Here is a 14,779-nt window from a genome sequence, read left to right on the forward strand (position 1 = left end):
AGCAAGCTTGAAAGGTACTAAGTGCTTTTTAGGGGATTCAGTTCACGTTTGCTGCTCCATCTTTGTTTGATGGGTGAGTTAATTGAAAGCGTTTCAAACGCTCGCACGGTCCAAGCTTTAGAGCTCAGTTTCTCTTTGTTGGCCTGGTGGGAGATGCATGGCCGGAAGGACCCAGCTCTGAAGCCATGGATGTTCACCAAGGACGGCAGGTGGCCTGAGCCCCATGAACATTTGAATGTCCTGGAGTGCTGGATTGCCGAGGTGATGTTGCAGCAAACCCAGTTGCAGGTGGTGTTGCCGTACTGGGAGCGCTGGATGGAGGCTTTCCCCACGCTGGAGCGACTGGCTGAGGCGCGCGAACACGACGTGCTCTTGCTTTGGCAGGGGCTTGGTTATTACTCACGAGCCCGCCGTCTTCTCGCGGGAGCCCAGCAACTGATGGGTGAGATCGCTCCTGCCTCCAGCACGACCCTGTCCGCTTGGCCGACGGATCTGGACGACTGGCTGCTCCTTCCTGGGATTGGTCGCACCACCGCGGGGGGGATCCTCTCGTCTGCGTTCAACAGCCCGCTGGCGATTCTTGATGGCAATGTGCGCCGCGTCTAGGTTCGGATTCAGGCCCATCCCAGGCCTCCATCACGTGATCAAGCATTGTGTTGGCAATGGAGTGGGGCGCTTGTTGCGGCTGTACCCGGCCGTGCTCGTGATCTCAATCAGGCCCTGATGGATCTCGGTGCCACGGTCTGCACTCCCCGTGCGCCGAATTGCGGGTGCTGTCCTTGGCAGATGCATTGCGCTGCTTACGCTGCTGGCGATGTGGAGCGCTACCCCGTGAAAGACACCCCTCGAGCTGTGCCCTTTCAAGTGATTGGTGTGGGAGTGGTGCTGAATGAAGCCGGAGAGGTGTTGATCGATCAACGCCTGAATGAAGGGTTGTTGGGCGGGCTATGGGAATTTCCAGGCGGGAAGCAGGAGCCGGGCGAGGCCATTGTTCAGACCATCGCTCGCGAATTGCAGGAAGAATTGGCGATTGAGGTGGCTGTGGGAGAGGAGCTGATCAGCCTCGACCATGCCTACAGCCATAAAAAGCTGCGGTTTGTGGTGCATCTCTGCCAGTGGCAAAAGGGCGAACCCCAGCCACTTGCGAGCCAGCAGGTGCGCTGGGTGCGTCCGGAGTCTTTGGCCGACTATCCCTTCCCTGCTGCCAATGCGCGCATCATTGCTGCGTTGTTGGAGCATGTCTCCTGAGTTTGGGATGTGGTTGGCATCAGGCTCAGCCGTAGCCAGCCTGAAGGCCTCTGACTTGCTGTCATGGCCGATCTCTCTGCGTTGGCTCCCCATGTGCTGTGTCTAGGGGAGGCTTTGGTGGATCGACTTGGGCCGCTCGGCGGTGATCCGTCAACGGCGGCGATTAATGAATGCGATGACCGCTTGGGCGGGGCACCCGCCAATGTGGCCTGCGCTCTTGCGCGGCTTGGCACACCCGTTGGCCTGATTGGGCGGCTGGGCGAAGACGCCATCGGGGCTGCCTTTCGCGATTTGTTTCGGCAGCGGGGTGTAGCTGTTCAGGCGCTTCAACGTGATGCCAGTCACCCAAGCCGAGTGGTGTTGGTGCGCCGGCATGCCAATGGTGAGCGGGTGTTTCAGGGCTTTGCCGGAGATCGGGCCCTGGGTTTCGCGGATCAACTGCTGGATCGTGGCTCTTTGGAAGCGGTCTGGCCGGGCTTGGCTGAGCAGGCTCGCTGGCTATTGATCGGCACGATTCCCTTGGCATCGATGGCTTCTGCCGGTGCGTTGCAATGGGTGTTGGCTCAGGCCAAGGCCGCTGGGCTTGCTTTGGCTGTGGATGTGAACTGGCGTCCCACCTTCTGGAATCCCGAGGCAGATCCAGCGGCAGGCCCTACCGCCGATGCATTGGCGGCGATCAGGCCATTGTTGGAGCAGGCCTCCCTGCTCAAGTTGGCGCGGGAGGAGGCCGTTTGGTTCTTTGGAAGTGATGATCCTGCTGTGATTGCTGCCGGTTTGCCGCAGCAGCCCGACGTCGTCGTGACCGATGGAGCCGCGCCCGTTCGCTGGTTCATCGCCAAGGAAGCCGGGAGCATGCCGGTGTTTCCGCCCGCTCAGGTGATCGACACCACAGGGGCAGGGGATGCGTTCACCGCCGGTTTGTTGCATTGTTGGGATCGCCCTGTCAAGGAGCGGTTGCGCTTCGCGTCAGCCTGTGGTGCGCTTGTCTGTGGAGGGGCTGGAGCGATCGACCCACAGCCACGGGAGCCGGACGTTTTCGCTTTCCTCGATCAATGACAGTACGGACGTTGCTACGGATGGGGGATCCTCTGCTTCGCCAGGTGGCCCAGCCGGTCATGGATTGCCAAGCCCCGCATTTGGTCGAGTTGGTTGCGGATCTTCAGGACACGATGGCAGCGCATTCCGGTGCCGGTTTGGCAGCACCACAGATTGGTGTTCTTCTACGCGTGGTGATCTTCGGTGGCGGAGGCCCCAATCTCCGCTATCCCGATGCTCCACCGCTGCCATTCACGGTGCTGATCAATCCCGAGCTGACGCCTCTGGGTGAAGAGCGTGCCCTGGGTTGGGAAGGTTGCCTCAGTGTTCCGGGTCTGCGTGGCGAGGTGAAGCGCTGGAACCGGATGCGTTACTGCGGCTGGACCCAGGAAGGCGTCTGGTTGGATCGGACTGTGGATGGCTTCCATGCCCGTGTAGTGCAGCATGAATGTGATCACTTGAATGGGGTCCTTTTCCCTGATCGCCTCGATACCCCTCAGGCCTTTGGCTTCATTGCTGAATTAGAGCAAGCAGGTCGAATTCCCATCGTGCCCTCCTGAGTCAGCGGGGCTTTCACGATCCAGGTGTCCTTGTAACCCCCGCCTTGGGTGGCATTCACCACGAGGGAACCGGCTGGTCTCGCGACCCGGGTGAGCCCAGCATTCAGCAACGCCATGCTGTCTCCCCGATTGAGGACAAAAGGACGAAGGTCGACGGCGCAGGGCTCAAGGGTTCCATCGATCAGGGTGGGAACGGTGGAGAGCTGTTGCAGCGGTTGGGCGATGTACTGGCGAGGGTGGCGCTGGATGCGTGTTGCCATGGCTGCCCGTTCTTGCGGTGAAGCCTGTGGTCCCATCAACATGCCAACGCCTCCAGCACCGTTCACTTGTTTCACCACCAGTTGATCGAGCTCGCGAATCACTTTTTGCCGTTGGATTGGTGCCGTGCAGTCGTAGGTGGGGACCTGCAAGAGCAGAGGATCCTCTCCTAGGTAGTAGCGGATGATGGCAGGGACGTAGCTGTAGAGCAGCTTGTCGCTCGCAACCCCGATGCCAGGAGCATTCGCGATGGCGACACCGCCTGCGCTGTACACCTCATCAAGACCATGAACGCCTAAAAGGTGTCTGGTTGTGCCGTCTGAGCTATGGATTTGGTCGTCGTTGCGTCTGTAGATCACATCAACCAGTCGACGTTTGTCTTGTTGATGCCAAACCCTGCCGCCATCACAGTGCAGCTCTTGGGCTTCCACCAAAGCAATGCCCATCGTGCGCGCTAAGACCTGATGGTCATGGTGGGCGCTGCTGTTGCGACCTGGGCTTAGGAGGACGACGGTTGGAGCATCACTCCACGGTGCCAGGCCGCACAGACCCATCAAGAGTTGCTGTGGTGCGCTGAAGGGTGAGGCCAGTTGGAGACCGGTTGCCATCCAACCGAGTTGATCCTGCTGAACCCTGCGGGCCGTCAGGCTGAAACCGAGTCCAAATCCACGACGAAGGTTGTCCTCCAGCACCCGCCATTGGCCCTGGGAATCACGGATCAGATCCGGTGTGGCGATGGTGCACCAGCGCTGGCATGGCTGGGTTAAGTCACGCAGCTCAGGCTGCCAATAGACCGAACTTTCCAGCAACCCTCTCGGGAGTTGCCCATCTCGCACGATGTGCTGTGGGCCATAGGCATCAAAAAGCAGGAGTTCAAGGGCTCGCAAGCGTTGGATGAGTCCAGCTTCTAAACGTGTCCAGTCCTCCTGACTGATCAGGCGAGGCAGTGGATCAAAGGGGAAGAGATCATCGCGACGGTCGGTCGCCGCGTTCGTCTCCAGTTGGAAGTTGGCACCCAACGTCCGAAGTTGCGTTTGGGCTTTGCTGCCGTCCTCTCGCAAGCGAGCTGGGCCTGCGTTCTCAAGCTTGAGAAGCAGTTGCCGTAGGGCTGGTTTGAGCGGTCCTGCCTGCTTGAGGTCGTATTCATTCACGCTCTTTCCGCTTTGGCCCGCCTTTGTTGAAGAAGGTCGTTCTGTTCTTGTTGTAGTTGGCGATCAGCTGTGAGACCTGTTCTGCAGGAGAGCACTTGCTCCTCTGGAAGATCGAAGAACACTCCCCCGTCGGTGGTTTGAATGCAGCCTTCTGGCACATTGAAGATGCGGGCTGAGCCGGTGATCTTTGAGCAGGGACTGCTGGTTCCATAGATATGCAGGCTCAAAAAGGTCGACTGGCCTGGATTCCCCATCTGGTGGATTAACCCGGATTCAATGACGCGAATCTGTTGAGGGGCAAAGGGTTGTTCGGCTTTGCGAGAAATCAGGTTCCCTTGCAATTCAAAACTCTGATGCCGCGCTTCACCAAAACATTGAACGGCTCCCCACAGGGCACTGCCGTGGTCATGGATGGCCGAGTAATCCCCAGGCAACCAGGTCATCACCATCACCTCCACATGGCCGCCGTGCCAGACCAGCATTCTTCCGTAGCTGTCCGTTGGGGAATGGTGTGGTGTCGCCCAGGGGGTGAGATCGCTGGCTTTGATCTCGCAGCGTGCAAGACCTTGACGCAGGCCGTCTTGCGTTGGTTGTCGTATGTCCTTTAGCTGCTGGATTAAGGCCTGCAGACTGACTGGCCAGGACAGGGTTGAGTCCAGCGACATGTCAGGAGAAGGTTCGCTCGAGGATCACGACATCGAACCAGGTGTTTCGCAACCTGCCAATGCGTTGTTGCGTGCCCACGATCCTGTACCCATGTCGCTGATGGAAGGCAACACTATCTGGATTGCAAGCCACAACTTTGGCAACCAAATGGCAGTCTCCTTGCTGTCTCGCATGCTGGATGAGCTGACGCTGAATCGCGCTGCCGATCCCGCGGCCTTGTTCCGATTGGTGAACGTAGACGGAGGTTTCGGCGGTGTATTGATACCCGGCCCTGTTGGAATAGCGCTTGAGTTCCCCCCAGCCCACCACTTCATCGCGTTTTTCGGCAACCAGTAGGAGATCGCGCGGATGATGGTCGATCCGTTTGAGGGCCACATCCTCAGGTCCAAACCGGCGGTCATCCATGGTGATCCTTCCTGCATCAATCGCCTGTTGGTAGATCCAGGCGATGGCCGCATGGTCGCTTGCGGTAGCGGGTCGTAGCCGTAGAGCTTCTGGCCGTTCTGCGAAGGCCTGGATCCAGGACAGCAGTTGCCCCATCGCATTGGTTTGAGACAGCGCATCCAGCCGCTTGAAGCCCCCCACATTGCCAGCGTTGATCTCACTGATGCACCAGCGCCCGCCATCGTTCATGAGAAAGTCGTAACCCAAAACGCGCAGTCCCATGGCGCGGTATTGAGGCCAGGTTTCGGCAATGGCGATGCGCTCATCGTCGCCGATGGTGTCTGCGCTACACAGTCCTCCTGCAGCACGGTTATTCACCCAGTGGCCGCGGCTGGATCGGCGGCGGAAGGCGCCAAGAATGGTGCCATCAACGACAACAACGCGCTTGTCTCCGGCTGTCGTGCCGCGAAGAAAACGGCTGAATTGAAGCGGCTCCTGATGTCCGAGCTGCAGGGCTTTGAGCAACTCGGGGAGAGACGTATCGCGGCGTTCGGGCTCCCGCGCATGATCGGTTGTCCATCCAGATGTTGTGCGCTGAATGCGATACACACCTTGGGCTTGTGTGCTGTTGCTGCGCTTGGCGACCACGGTGCCTTGATCGGCGATGAAGCGCTCGATAACCTCCGGATCGTGGCTGCAGAGCGTGGGTGGTGTGAAGGCCCCCGCCACTTCGTTCAGAAAAACAGCCTCCATCTGGCGTTTTTTGCTCGAGGGCCGATTTAGAAACCTCAGGGAGGATTCCAAGCGTTGCAAGCGATCTAAATATCCTTCTTGAAAAGGTTTCAGGGTCCTGCAAAAGGCGGCACTGATCTGTGTGAGGGGAAGGTCTGTTGTTGTGCCACGGTCCAGCTGCGTGAAGTCTGCGTGATGCAGTCGTTGGGGAAGACGAATGGCGGGGATGGTGCGTCCTGTCTTGAAAGAAGCAAGCGCGGACGCAGACACGTGCCATGTTGTTGTTTCGTTTGCAGCAGCGCGATAAAACTCTGCGACATCTGAATCCGCTGTCGGATACGAGCAAGGATCACAGATCAGCAGAAGATCCTTACTCATGTCACGGGTGAGGCTGTATCCGAGGCATTGAGGCTCAGCTCTGCCATGCGTTGCTTGGTCTGACTGGGCTGCTGTTTTGTGGTTGGGGATAAAGCCGTCACCACAACCCCGATCATGATGATGATCAATCCAATGATTTGACTTTCAATGGGCCATTGACGATTGAGCAGTCCCGCTGCCAGAACTCCGATCGCTGGAGCTGGCGTTGCCCATCGCCCCAGACTGATCGAATCGAGCTGTCGGGTGGCATCGAACCATAAAAATTGAGCAAAAACGATCACGATGAGGGCATAGATGCCCATCAAAATCCATAATTGCCCATGAAAAGCGTCAGCAAAGTGGTGCCAGCCATAATTAATATTCGCGAGAACGAAGAAGATAAGGCTGGAGCTAGCATTGCGGATAAAAACTAGGCTTCTAAGTGATACATTGTGATTCAGGGCCGCTTTGCCCAGGATTGAAGAAATGGCAAAGACGACTGTGGAGGCAAGAATCAAGGCGTCTCCTTTGTTGATGCTTCCGTTGCCGCCAAACAGGGCAACAGTCAGCGTTCCAACGATGATGAAACTGAAGCCAAGCCATTCTTGGCGCATGATCATTCGGCCGAAGATCAAGGCGCCTGAAAGGGCGGAAAGCACGGGGCCGATGCGGCCCAGAAGGATGGCGTTTGTGGATGAGGTGTAGGTCAGTCCGGTAAAGATCAGTCCAGACGTGAGTGCTGCGAGGCCTCCATCGATTAGCAGGGTGAGTTGGGTTGACCTGGGCAGTCTTTTTAAATCCGAGACAATCGGCCCAGGTCGAAACCAAATGAGCACCACCAGTGCAGCGCAGAGATTGCCAACAAACAGCACATTGCAGAAGGAAAGAGCGTCTTCAATGCCGGGGGCCAGCGTCATTGCGTTGGCCACCATGTATGCGATCAAAACGGGCCGTAGGGCGGCCAGTACGCGCGACAGCAACACCTCAGCCCGCGGGTCCAGTGGCATGACCATCACGGCTTCAGAGGTTGATAGCTCTCGGGATTGGCCCGAATCGCCAGCAGATTGTCAAAGCGAATCACCTCTCCCTTGAGCTCTAACGGTTGGGCGACCAGGGGCAGCACACGTTCATTCACCGTTTGGTTTTGATCGTCGATCAAAACAAAGTCCAAAGCGGATCCGTCCTCGCGGCGGACATGAAAGACGGCGGGAACCCCACCGCTGATGCAACGAATGGCGCAGCCCATATGGGCTTTGCCGCTTCCCGGTTTCATCACCCCAGAGAAGCATTTGCTGTCGACGATTTCTCCGCGCAGGGTGAATTCCCCTTCGGAGTGGCCCACGACGTTGGCTTCAGGGGTCCCTAAAGGAGGCCGCATGGGAGTGGCTTTGCGTGTGTTCATGACATCCAGGGGGCCACGGCTAAAGAGGGAGCCGCGCACCTTCACCCAGTCGCCAACGTGGTCCATAACCGCAGGGGGCGGGATGGTTTTGCCAGGTCCTGCAAGAAGCACCCTGTTAAACGTTTGGCCCTGAGTGGTTTGACCGGGTTGAGGAACCAACAGTTGGGCCCCACCGGGGCCATCCAGGAGCCACCCGCTGAGCTCTTTGACAGGCTGCCGTCGGCCTGGACCGTATTGATTTTGGAGGCTTGGCTCCCAAAAGCCCAACACCACGATGAGCGTGACCAGCACCGTCAAGACGAGAAGCAGAAAGCGCTTGAGCCCAGGTGGTAGGGGGCGGTAATGGACGAAGAAATTATTCATCGCTGAACGGCTGCCATCGGAACGGGGCTGATCAAAATCCGACCCTCCCGGAGCTGAACGGGGAAGGTGGGAACGCTCTCATGGAATGGAGGTGGGGAGGCGCCGGTGTCAAGCTCGTATTCGTAGCCATGCCAAGGACAGACGGCGCAGTTGTTCACAATGCGACCCTCTCCAAGAGGACCGTTTTGGTGCTGGCAGACGTTGGAAAGCGCGAAGACGGAGCCTCCCCTGCGAAACACGGCCACGCGCTCACCGCTCAGCATCACCACCTTCGCGGCTCCATCGGCAATGTCCTGGAGGGCTCCCACGTCCACCCAGGATTGTCCCGGTTGAGCAAGGTCAGCCCTATCGGGACGCCATTCCCTCCAACCACTGAGAAGGTGAAGCGTGAGAAGGGCGAGAGCGCCACTGAGAACCAGTACGGCGAGCCAGGGGTTGCGGTTCGTTTGCAAAGCCCCCAGCAAGACATGACCTACGAGGGCTGCGTAGCCCACATACACGCTCATGTGGATGGCTTTCCACACGGGAGCGGTGAGATTGGCCAACCAGAAGTCATGACTGATGGCCGCCATCACAAACAGCACAATGAGGCCAATGACGCCGAGTAGTTCGAAGGGAAAGAGGGCCAGGCTGCCGAAATGGCGATTAACCGTAAACAGGCTGACCAGTGGCTTCAGGTCGCCAAAATTGTTGTACCAGGCCACAGATCCATAGAAGGCCCAGGGCAGTTTCGGGGTCCTCATGCCGAACCAAATCCAGGGTTGGCTCGGCAGGGTCCAACCGCTCACATGAATGGCTCCCAGCAGGAAGACCATCACCCCCATATGGCGTCTGTTGAAGAGCAGGGTGTGAAACCAGGGATGAAGCCGACTCAGCGGCCCGATAGCCAAGGTGAGATGGAGCAAGATGTAGGCCGCACTTCCATAGGCGCGAATCGCCACCCCATCGGTTTCGAGTTCGATTCCGCGCAGATCGGCGATCCAATGGCTGGTCTGCATGAAGGCCAGGAGGTAGAGCGCCATCAGCCCGATCAGGATCGCGTCGTAGATGAACTTGCGACGCGTCCATTGCACCGCTACGTACTGATGACTCATGTCCGGACTCTTGCGGGGCGGGATGGGGGGTGTGGAATGCGGATCAGCGTGTGGGTCTTGTTGTTGGAGACAAGCAGGATGTCCCCCCCTTGCATCGCGGCTGGAAGCCACCATCCGCGGCTGCCGAGACCGCTCAGGCTGCCGATCACCGTGGCATTGCTGAGGTCCTTTGGCTGTGGATTGGCTGGGGTCCACACGATCAGGGGATCACTGACGGGTAGCTCTCGCTCTGGAGTGATCTTGAGCCACAGTTGCCCGCCAGGATGGCGGGACAGCTCGAGATCAATCGTGGTCCCATCAACCCTTTTGGTTTGATGAATCAGAGGTTGAAGGTCGGGGGGAGAAGCTTGGTGATATCCCGCGGCGACAAACAAGGGATCACTGCTAGGGCTGGCGACGGGGCGATCTGGTCGTTGCAGCAGAGCCGCTGCCGCGAGCAGGGGGAGCCCGATGGCGATGGCTGTCATCAAGCGGCGATGCCAGCGTCGGAGGGACGTGATCATGGCCTGGCCGTGAGGCGATGGGCCTGTCGTTCCGTCGGCGGTTGACTGCCTCGCCAAAGCCGTTTGACCATCAACGGCCAAAACACGCAAAGCCCTGGAATGATCAGGATTCGGAAGCCTGGTGAGCGCCAGCTGCGAGCGGAGGTATCGATCCTTTGCACGCCGAAGATGGCGATCATCGTTGCGATCACAAGGCTGGCGCCGAGGTAAGCAGATCCAGCACTTAAGAGGGCGCTGACGACGCTTTCAAAGGGGTCCAGAACAAAATTTCAGTGCCTGATGTCAGGGATAGCAAGGTCACACCATGGAGACCACTCTGTTGCGATCAGTCTGTTGAGATCCCTCGGTGAGCCAACGGTTAGTGCGGCGTCATCGGCTCTGGATTCTCGATGTCGTAATCGATGATCTCTGCAGGGAGTCCCCGTAGAGACTCTTTTGGATAGATCGTGAAATCTTCGACGCGTTTGAACAGGGGTAAAAGCACCCTCGCGAGGGCATTGGGAGCCCCGTAAAAGAAGGTGTGATGACCGAGGAGGAATTCGGTGGTCCCTGTCCTTGCGTCACGATCGCAACCGTTTAGGAATTGGCGCATGCTGATGCGTTCCTCAGCTGTCAGGCTTGGATGTGCCATCACTGGAAAGTCGCGTTGGGCTGCGATGAGCCCAGCTTTGCGCCAGTCGATCTTGGAGAGGTTTTGGATGAGAGATGGGCGTTCCAGGCTGAAGTCAATGCAGACCAGTTGCTGTTCCTCAATGGCCATCACCTCCTCGATGCAGTGGCGCTGAAGCAAGCGCCACTTGGTTCGGGCATCGTCATGCACCACCAGTGAGCAAAGTCTGGCGCGCTTGTAGGAGCTGATCAGATCCGTATTGGATGGGCTACGCCCTAGAAATTGAAAAATGAATTGGGACCCTGTGCCGATGTAGTCATCCAAGATCACGATCGCTCGTTGGCTGCGATCCTCGCGACTGTGATGCAGGGCCTCGATCGTTTTGAAGTGGTTGACGGACAGACAATTCGCTTTGCGGTAGACGTATGAGGCGATGTCGCCGCTTTTGCAGACGAACGCTCTGGTGAAGTCGATGTCCGTGAACCCATCGACGTCAAACCCGTCATCGCGAAGATCCATGCAGAGGCGCTGGTGGAGCAAGCGGCACTCGCGCAGCATGCGTGCCCAGCTGTGAAGCTCCATGCACTCCAGAAGCCGGATGGCGATCGCTTGGTCTTCAGCAGGAAATTGCGTCAGCCAGCGTTGGATGGCGCTGAGGCTGATCTCGGGTTCGTTCCAGGCATGGCTGAGGTTCTGTAGTTGTTGCGCGGCTGAGGGCATCAAACGTTCATCGCTGTTTGGTTTGGGAGCAGCCTTTGAGCTGCGGCTGAGGCTTTAAAGGAGTCCTCCAACGATGGGCCACCAGCACCGTTCATTCGCCTGCTGCTCCGCAGTCTTGGTTTCTGCATTGCGGATTTCTGCGGCGAGGCTGTCCAAGAGCGATCCATGCAGCAGGGGGCCCATCGCTTGACGCAGGACTTCGTCGTGCTCGAGTGCTGTTCGTGCTTCAACCAGGCTGGAAGGAAGTCGGTCAATGGTGCGGTCCTTCACCAGGGCGGGATCACCGCTTTGTTCCGCTGGGAGACTGCGTTGATGCCTTAGGGCGTCGAGAACTTGGGCCTGGAGTGCACCAAGCAACAGGTAGGGATTCGCCGTGGGATCCACCGCTTTGATCTCGAGGTGGGCGGGGCTCTGATCGACGGTGGTGGGGATCAATCGAACGGCGGCTTCTCGGTTTTCCATTCCCCAAACTTGGAAGGGGGCGGACCAACTGCTTGGAACCAGTCTTAAGTAGGAGACAGGTGATGGGCTTGCAAGGGCGACCAAGCCCGGCAGCTGCTCCAGCACCCCTGCGATTAGAGCCTGTCCTTCCGGACGCAGTCCGTAGGGGCCAGGGCCATCCTGAAGTAATGGTCCTTGCACATCGCGCACGCTGAAGTGCAGGTGACCGCCATTGCCTACCCAATCGAGGCGAGGCTTGGCACTGAAACTGCTGTACCAACCGAAGCGGCGGGTTACGCGCTGGATCACCAACCGTGCACGGATCAATTGGTCCGCTGCTTGAAGCGGTGCCTGGGCCCCGAAGGACAACTCGAATTGGGAGGGTCCGTACTCAGGATGAAACTGAAGCCAATCCACATCGGCTGCATCCAGCGCCTCGAGCAGGGCCGATGCGTAATCAAGGCCCTCGATTAAGCGGTCTGCGCCATAGGGCCCACCAGCGATCACCGCCTTTGGGGAGCCATCTTGATCTGGGGTGATGACGACCCACTCCAGTTCAAATCCGGCTGTAAGGGAAAGCCCTTCTCGACACAACGTTTCACCCATGCGGCGGCAGAAGTGGCGCTGATCTGCGCCGTATGCCTTTCCACTCATGGGGTCCCAACGCTCGCCGGCGGCCCAGGCCCAGCCCTGATCAGGATCAAGCATCGCCAGGGATGCTGGATCAGCCTTGAGGCGCAAATCTCCATCCGGCCTGGAAAGGCGATGCGCCGGATCGATGATTCCGTCAGAGCGGAAGGCATCCGAGATGGGCGAAAAACCAACGCCGATGTCGACGGCGTGTTGCCAATGCCGCCACGGCACAACCTTTACAAGCGACTCGCCTGCATGGTTGTCCCAGGTGATCGCAATCCGGTGCACGCCCTTGGCGCTGAGCGCTTCGAGGGATGCATCATGCTCCGTGCTCATGGCGTGGCGTGTCGTCCTTTCAGGATGCAGTTGATTGGCTTCAGGTGCTGTGGGTTGATGCCCTGACGCTGGAGCCTTGGGTTTCCATGTGGCCGTCCAGGGGGGTGATCAGAATCAACACATGGATGGGTTGAATTGGATGGTGTTGGTGCCCAATCGCTGGCCATGGTTGGCCGTGCTTGCTGCGGTTGTTTTGGCCTTGGTGGTGCATGGTCAGGCGCAATCGGCCTTGCCGTTTTGGGCTGGTCTGCCTGTTTGGGTGTTGATGTTCATCGTTCTGCAGGCGGTACTCACCGTTGTTGCTGCTTGGATCGCCCGCCCATGAACACCACCCTGATTGCAGCGTCTCTCGCTCTTGTTGCTTACCTGCTTGCGTTGCTCTGGCTCGGGACTCAGAGTCTCGGTGGCCAAACCAACAGCGCCGACTCCTATTTCCTGGCCGATCGCCGGCTGCGTGCCGGAGTGCTGTTTTTCACGCTGATCGCGACCAACTTCAGCGCCTTCTTTTTTCTTGGTTTTGCTGGTGCGGGCTATCGCATCGGGATGGCCTACTACCCAATGATGGCCTTTGGAACAGGATTGGCTGCCCTCAGTTTCGGAAGCCTGGGCTGCCGGGTCCGCAGGCTCAGCGCTGACCATGGTCTGATCACCCCGTCCGAATTGATTGGCCATCTCTTGCCTGGGGAAGGGGTGCGTCTGTTGGTGCTTGCGGTGATGGTCCTGTTCACCCTTCCTTATTTAGCCCTGCAACCACTCGGTGCCGGTTATTTGCTCGAGAGCCTCACGGGAGGAGCGGTTCCTTTTGAGGTTGGCGCTGTCCTACTCACCGTCGTGATCGTGCTGTACGTGGTGGGCGGCGGCATGCGAGCTGTGGCGCGGACCGACGTGCTTCAGGGGATCCTGATGTTTGTACTGATGCTGATGGCTTTTGTGGCTATCGCCCAAGGCGTCGGTGGCATCGCGGTGGCCAATCGCACGCTGGTTGTGCAACGTCCTGAGCTGTTCACTCCGGCAGGACTGGGCAATTTTTTTACGCCGCAAATGCTGGCCAGCTATCTGCTGCTTTGGCCGTTGTGTCTGCCGATGTTTCCGCAGATGCTGATGCGTTTCTTTGCCGCCGGTGATGATCGCTCGCTGAAAACTTCCATGGTGCTCTACCCAGTGGTGGCGGGAGTGTTGTTTGTGTGTCCTGTGATGATCGGAATGTGGGGGCATCTGGCCTTCCCTGATCTGGTGGGGCGCGCCTCCGATCAGATCATGCCTTTGATGCTCGGTCGTTACAGCCCGGATTGGTTAACGGGAATCGTGATGGTGGGGGCTCTGGCTGCGTTTATGTCCACCCTGGATTCGCAGTTGTTAGCGCTGTCGTCGATGCTCACTCGCGACATCTATAAAAGGTATTGGCGACAGCAGGCATCTTTGGCGGAGCAAGTGCGGGTTGGGCAGCTCGTGGTGATTGCCCTTGCCGTCGCTGGTCTTGCCATCGCCCTGCGTCCGCCGGAGGCCATTCTGTCGCTGGCGACCTATGCGTTCTCGGGTCTTGCACTGCTGTTCCCGATGCTGGTGGGGGCGATCTATGGCCTGCGCTGGTCCGTTGTTGGCGCGATGTTGTCAGTGATTGGCGGCGAAGCTGTGCTGCTCGGTTTTGCAACGGGCGTGATTCCAAAAGTGTTTCAGGGGGGCTGTTTGCCCTTGATCCCTGCACTCGTTGTGTCTTGCATGATTTTGGCAATGGATCAGCTCATGGCGCGCCGCTCGCTGTCATGTTCGCGGGCCTGAAGTGGGGGGGTAGAGCGAGAAGATCCGTCCGCGTTCAGGGGCGTAGTTGAGCTCCAAGAGCCAGGCATCAGGGAGGGAAAGGCTCAGTCGCTCCGGCCACTCCACCACGAGCACGGCTTCCATCGCGGTTGCCTCTTCTTCCTCTTGGAGGAAGAGGTCGTCTGCGGCCGCGGCTTGCTCGAGGCGGTAGAGGTCGAGATGGATGAGGGGTGGGGTGCCTTCGGGGTAATGCTGAGCGAGCGCAAAGGTGGGGCTGGTGATCGGTTCTTGGATGCCTAGCGCGTTGGCTAGCCCCTGCACGAGCGAGGTTTTGCCTGCACCGAGTGGCCCTCGTAGCAGCAGGATGTCGTGCGCTTTGAGGCGTGCTGCCACCATCCGACCAAGGGCTTTTGTGGCCTCGAGATCATCGAGGAACCTTGTCTCATCTGTAGATTGGCTGACAAGGGAGCCCGAAGCCTCGGCGTCTCCGAAGTATTTATCGTTCACATCCTCCTCAGGGAGCTTTTC

General features: G+C 58.5%; 15 protein-coding genes and 1 pseudogene. 5 read left to right on the top strand and 11 right to left on the bottom strand.

Annotated features, from left to right (window positions below):
- The first annotated feature begins 153 nt into the window (after window positions 1-153).
- The 3 genes and pseudogenes from mutT (at window position 154) to def (ending at window position 2,843) form a co-directional block, all read left to right on the top strand.
- Window positions 154-1,248: pseudogene (gene mutT / locus SynROS8604_RS00655) on the top strand (8-oxo-dGTP diphosphatase MutT).
- 63 nt (window positions 1,249-1,311) lie between these two features.
- Window positions 1,312-2,304, top strand: coding sequence for a carbohydrate kinase (locus tag SynROS8604_RS00660; protein ID WP_186544751.1), 993 nt, complete (start codon window positions 1,312-1,314; stop codon window positions 2,302-2,304).
- Window positions 2,301-2,843, top strand: a complete 543-nt coding sequence (gene def / locus SynROS8604_RS00665) for a peptide deformylase (RefSeq protein WP_186544752.1) — start codon at window positions 2,301-2,303, stop codon at window positions 2,841-2,843. The genes SynROS8604_RS00660 and def overlap by 4 nt, the downstream gene beginning before the upstream one ends.
- Here def and SynROS8604_RS00670 read toward each other — a convergent pair.
- From SynROS8604_RS00670 to SynROS8604_RS00715, 10 genes are all read right to left on the bottom strand, one after another.
- Entirely contained in the window at window positions 2,780-4,252 is a 1,473-nt protein-coding gene (locus SynROS8604_RS00670) for a circularly permuted type 2 ATP-grasp protein (RefSeq protein ID WP_186544753.1), read from the bottom strand. The two genes, def and SynROS8604_RS00670, sit on opposite strands and share 64 nt — an antisense overlap.
- Entirely contained in the window at window positions 4,249-4,917 is a 669-nt protein-coding gene (locus SynROS8604_RS00675) for a cysteine dioxygenase family protein (protein WP_186544754.1), read from the bottom strand. The genes SynROS8604_RS00670 and SynROS8604_RS00675 overlap by 4 nt, the downstream gene beginning before the upstream one ends.
- A 1-nt stretch (window position 4,918) precedes the next feature.
- Window positions 4,919-6,412: a GNAT family N-acetyltransferase gene (locus tag SynROS8604_RS00680; protein ID WP_186544755.1), complete on the bottom strand. Its 1,494-nt coding sequence runs from the start codon at window positions 6,410-6,412 to the stop codon at window positions 4,919-4,921.
- The gene (locus tag SynROS8604_RS00685) at window positions 6,409-7,404 is read right to left on the bottom strand and encodes a DMT family transporter (RefSeq protein ID WP_186544756.1); all 996 of its coding nucleotides are present in this window, start codon (window positions 7,402-7,404) and stop codon (window positions 6,409-6,411) included. Before SynROS8604_RS00685 ends, SynROS8604_RS00680 begins: the two co-directional genes overlap by 4 nt.
- Window positions 7,404-8,156, bottom strand: a complete 753-nt coding sequence (locus tag SynROS8604_RS00690) for a hypothetical protein (protein ID WP_186544757.1) — start codon at window positions 8,154-8,156, stop codon at window positions 7,404-7,406. The genes SynROS8604_RS00685 and SynROS8604_RS00690 overlap by 1 nt, the downstream gene beginning before the upstream one ends.
- On the bottom strand, window positions 8,153-9,250 hold the full coding sequence (locus SynROS8604_RS00695; protein ID WP_186544758.1) for a Rieske 2Fe-2S domain-containing protein: 1,098 nt from the start codon (window positions 9,248-9,250) through the stop codon (window positions 8,153-8,155). Before SynROS8604_RS00695 ends, SynROS8604_RS00690 begins: the two co-directional genes overlap by 4 nt.
- Window positions 9,247-9,753 carry a hypothetical protein gene (locus SynROS8604_RS00700; RefSeq protein WP_186544759.1) on the bottom strand — a complete coding sequence of 169 codons (507 nt, stop codon included), beginning with the start codon at window positions 9,751-9,753 and terminating at the stop codon, window positions 9,247-9,249. Before SynROS8604_RS00700 ends, SynROS8604_RS00695 begins: the two co-directional genes overlap by 4 nt.
- A complete protein-coding gene (locus tag SynROS8604_RS00705) occupies window positions 9,750-9,932 on the bottom strand; it encodes a hypothetical protein (RefSeq protein WP_186544760.1) in 183 nt (60 codons plus the stop codon). The genes SynROS8604_RS00700 and SynROS8604_RS00705 overlap by 4 nt, the downstream gene beginning before the upstream one ends.
- 179 nt (window positions 9,933-10,111) lie before the next feature.
- Window positions 10,112-11,083, bottom strand: a complete 972-nt coding sequence (locus SynROS8604_RS00710) for a hypothetical protein (protein WP_186544761.1) — start codon at window positions 11,081-11,083, stop codon at window positions 10,112-10,114.
- Between the two features lie 54 nt (window positions 11,084-11,137).
- On the bottom strand, window positions 11,138-12,493 hold the full coding sequence (locus tag SynROS8604_RS00715) for a glutamine synthetase family protein (protein WP_186544762.1): 1,356 nt from the start codon (window positions 12,491-12,493) through the stop codon (window positions 11,138-11,140).
- Between the two features lie 76 nt (window positions 12,494-12,569).
- Here SynROS8604_RS00715 and SynROS8604_RS00720 point away from each other — a divergent pair, with 76 nt between their 5' ends.
- Both SynROS8604_RS00720 and SynROS8604_RS00725 read left to right on the top strand, forming a co-directional pair.
- On the top strand, window positions 12,570-12,818 hold the full coding sequence (locus SynROS8604_RS00720; RefSeq protein WP_186544763.1) for a hypothetical protein: 249 nt from the start codon (window positions 12,570-12,572) through the stop codon (window positions 12,816-12,818).
- Window positions 12,815-14,272 (top strand): sodium:solute symporter family protein, encoded by a 1,458-nt coding sequence (locus tag SynROS8604_RS00725; RefSeq protein WP_186544764.1) that lies wholly within the window; start codon window positions 12,815-12,817, stop codon window positions 14,270-14,272. The genes SynROS8604_RS00720 and SynROS8604_RS00725 overlap by 4 nt, the downstream gene beginning before the upstream one ends.
- Here SynROS8604_RS00725 and tsaE read toward each other — a convergent pair.
- Window positions 14,255-14,758, bottom strand: a complete 504-nt coding sequence (gene tsaE / locus SynROS8604_RS00730; RefSeq protein WP_186544765.1) for a tRNA (adenosine(37)-N6)-threonylcarbamoyltransferase complex ATPase subunit type 1 TsaE — start codon at window positions 14,756-14,758, stop codon at window positions 14,255-14,257. The two genes, SynROS8604_RS00725 and tsaE, sit on opposite strands and share 18 nt — an antisense overlap.
- Window positions 14,759-14,779: the final 21 nt, after the last annotated feature.

Source organism: Synechococcus sp. ROS8604 (assembly GCF_014279655.1).
In the GTDB taxonomy this organism is placed as follows: domain Bacteria; phylum Cyanobacteriota; class Cyanobacteriia; order PCC-6307; family Cyanobiaceae; genus Synechococcus_C.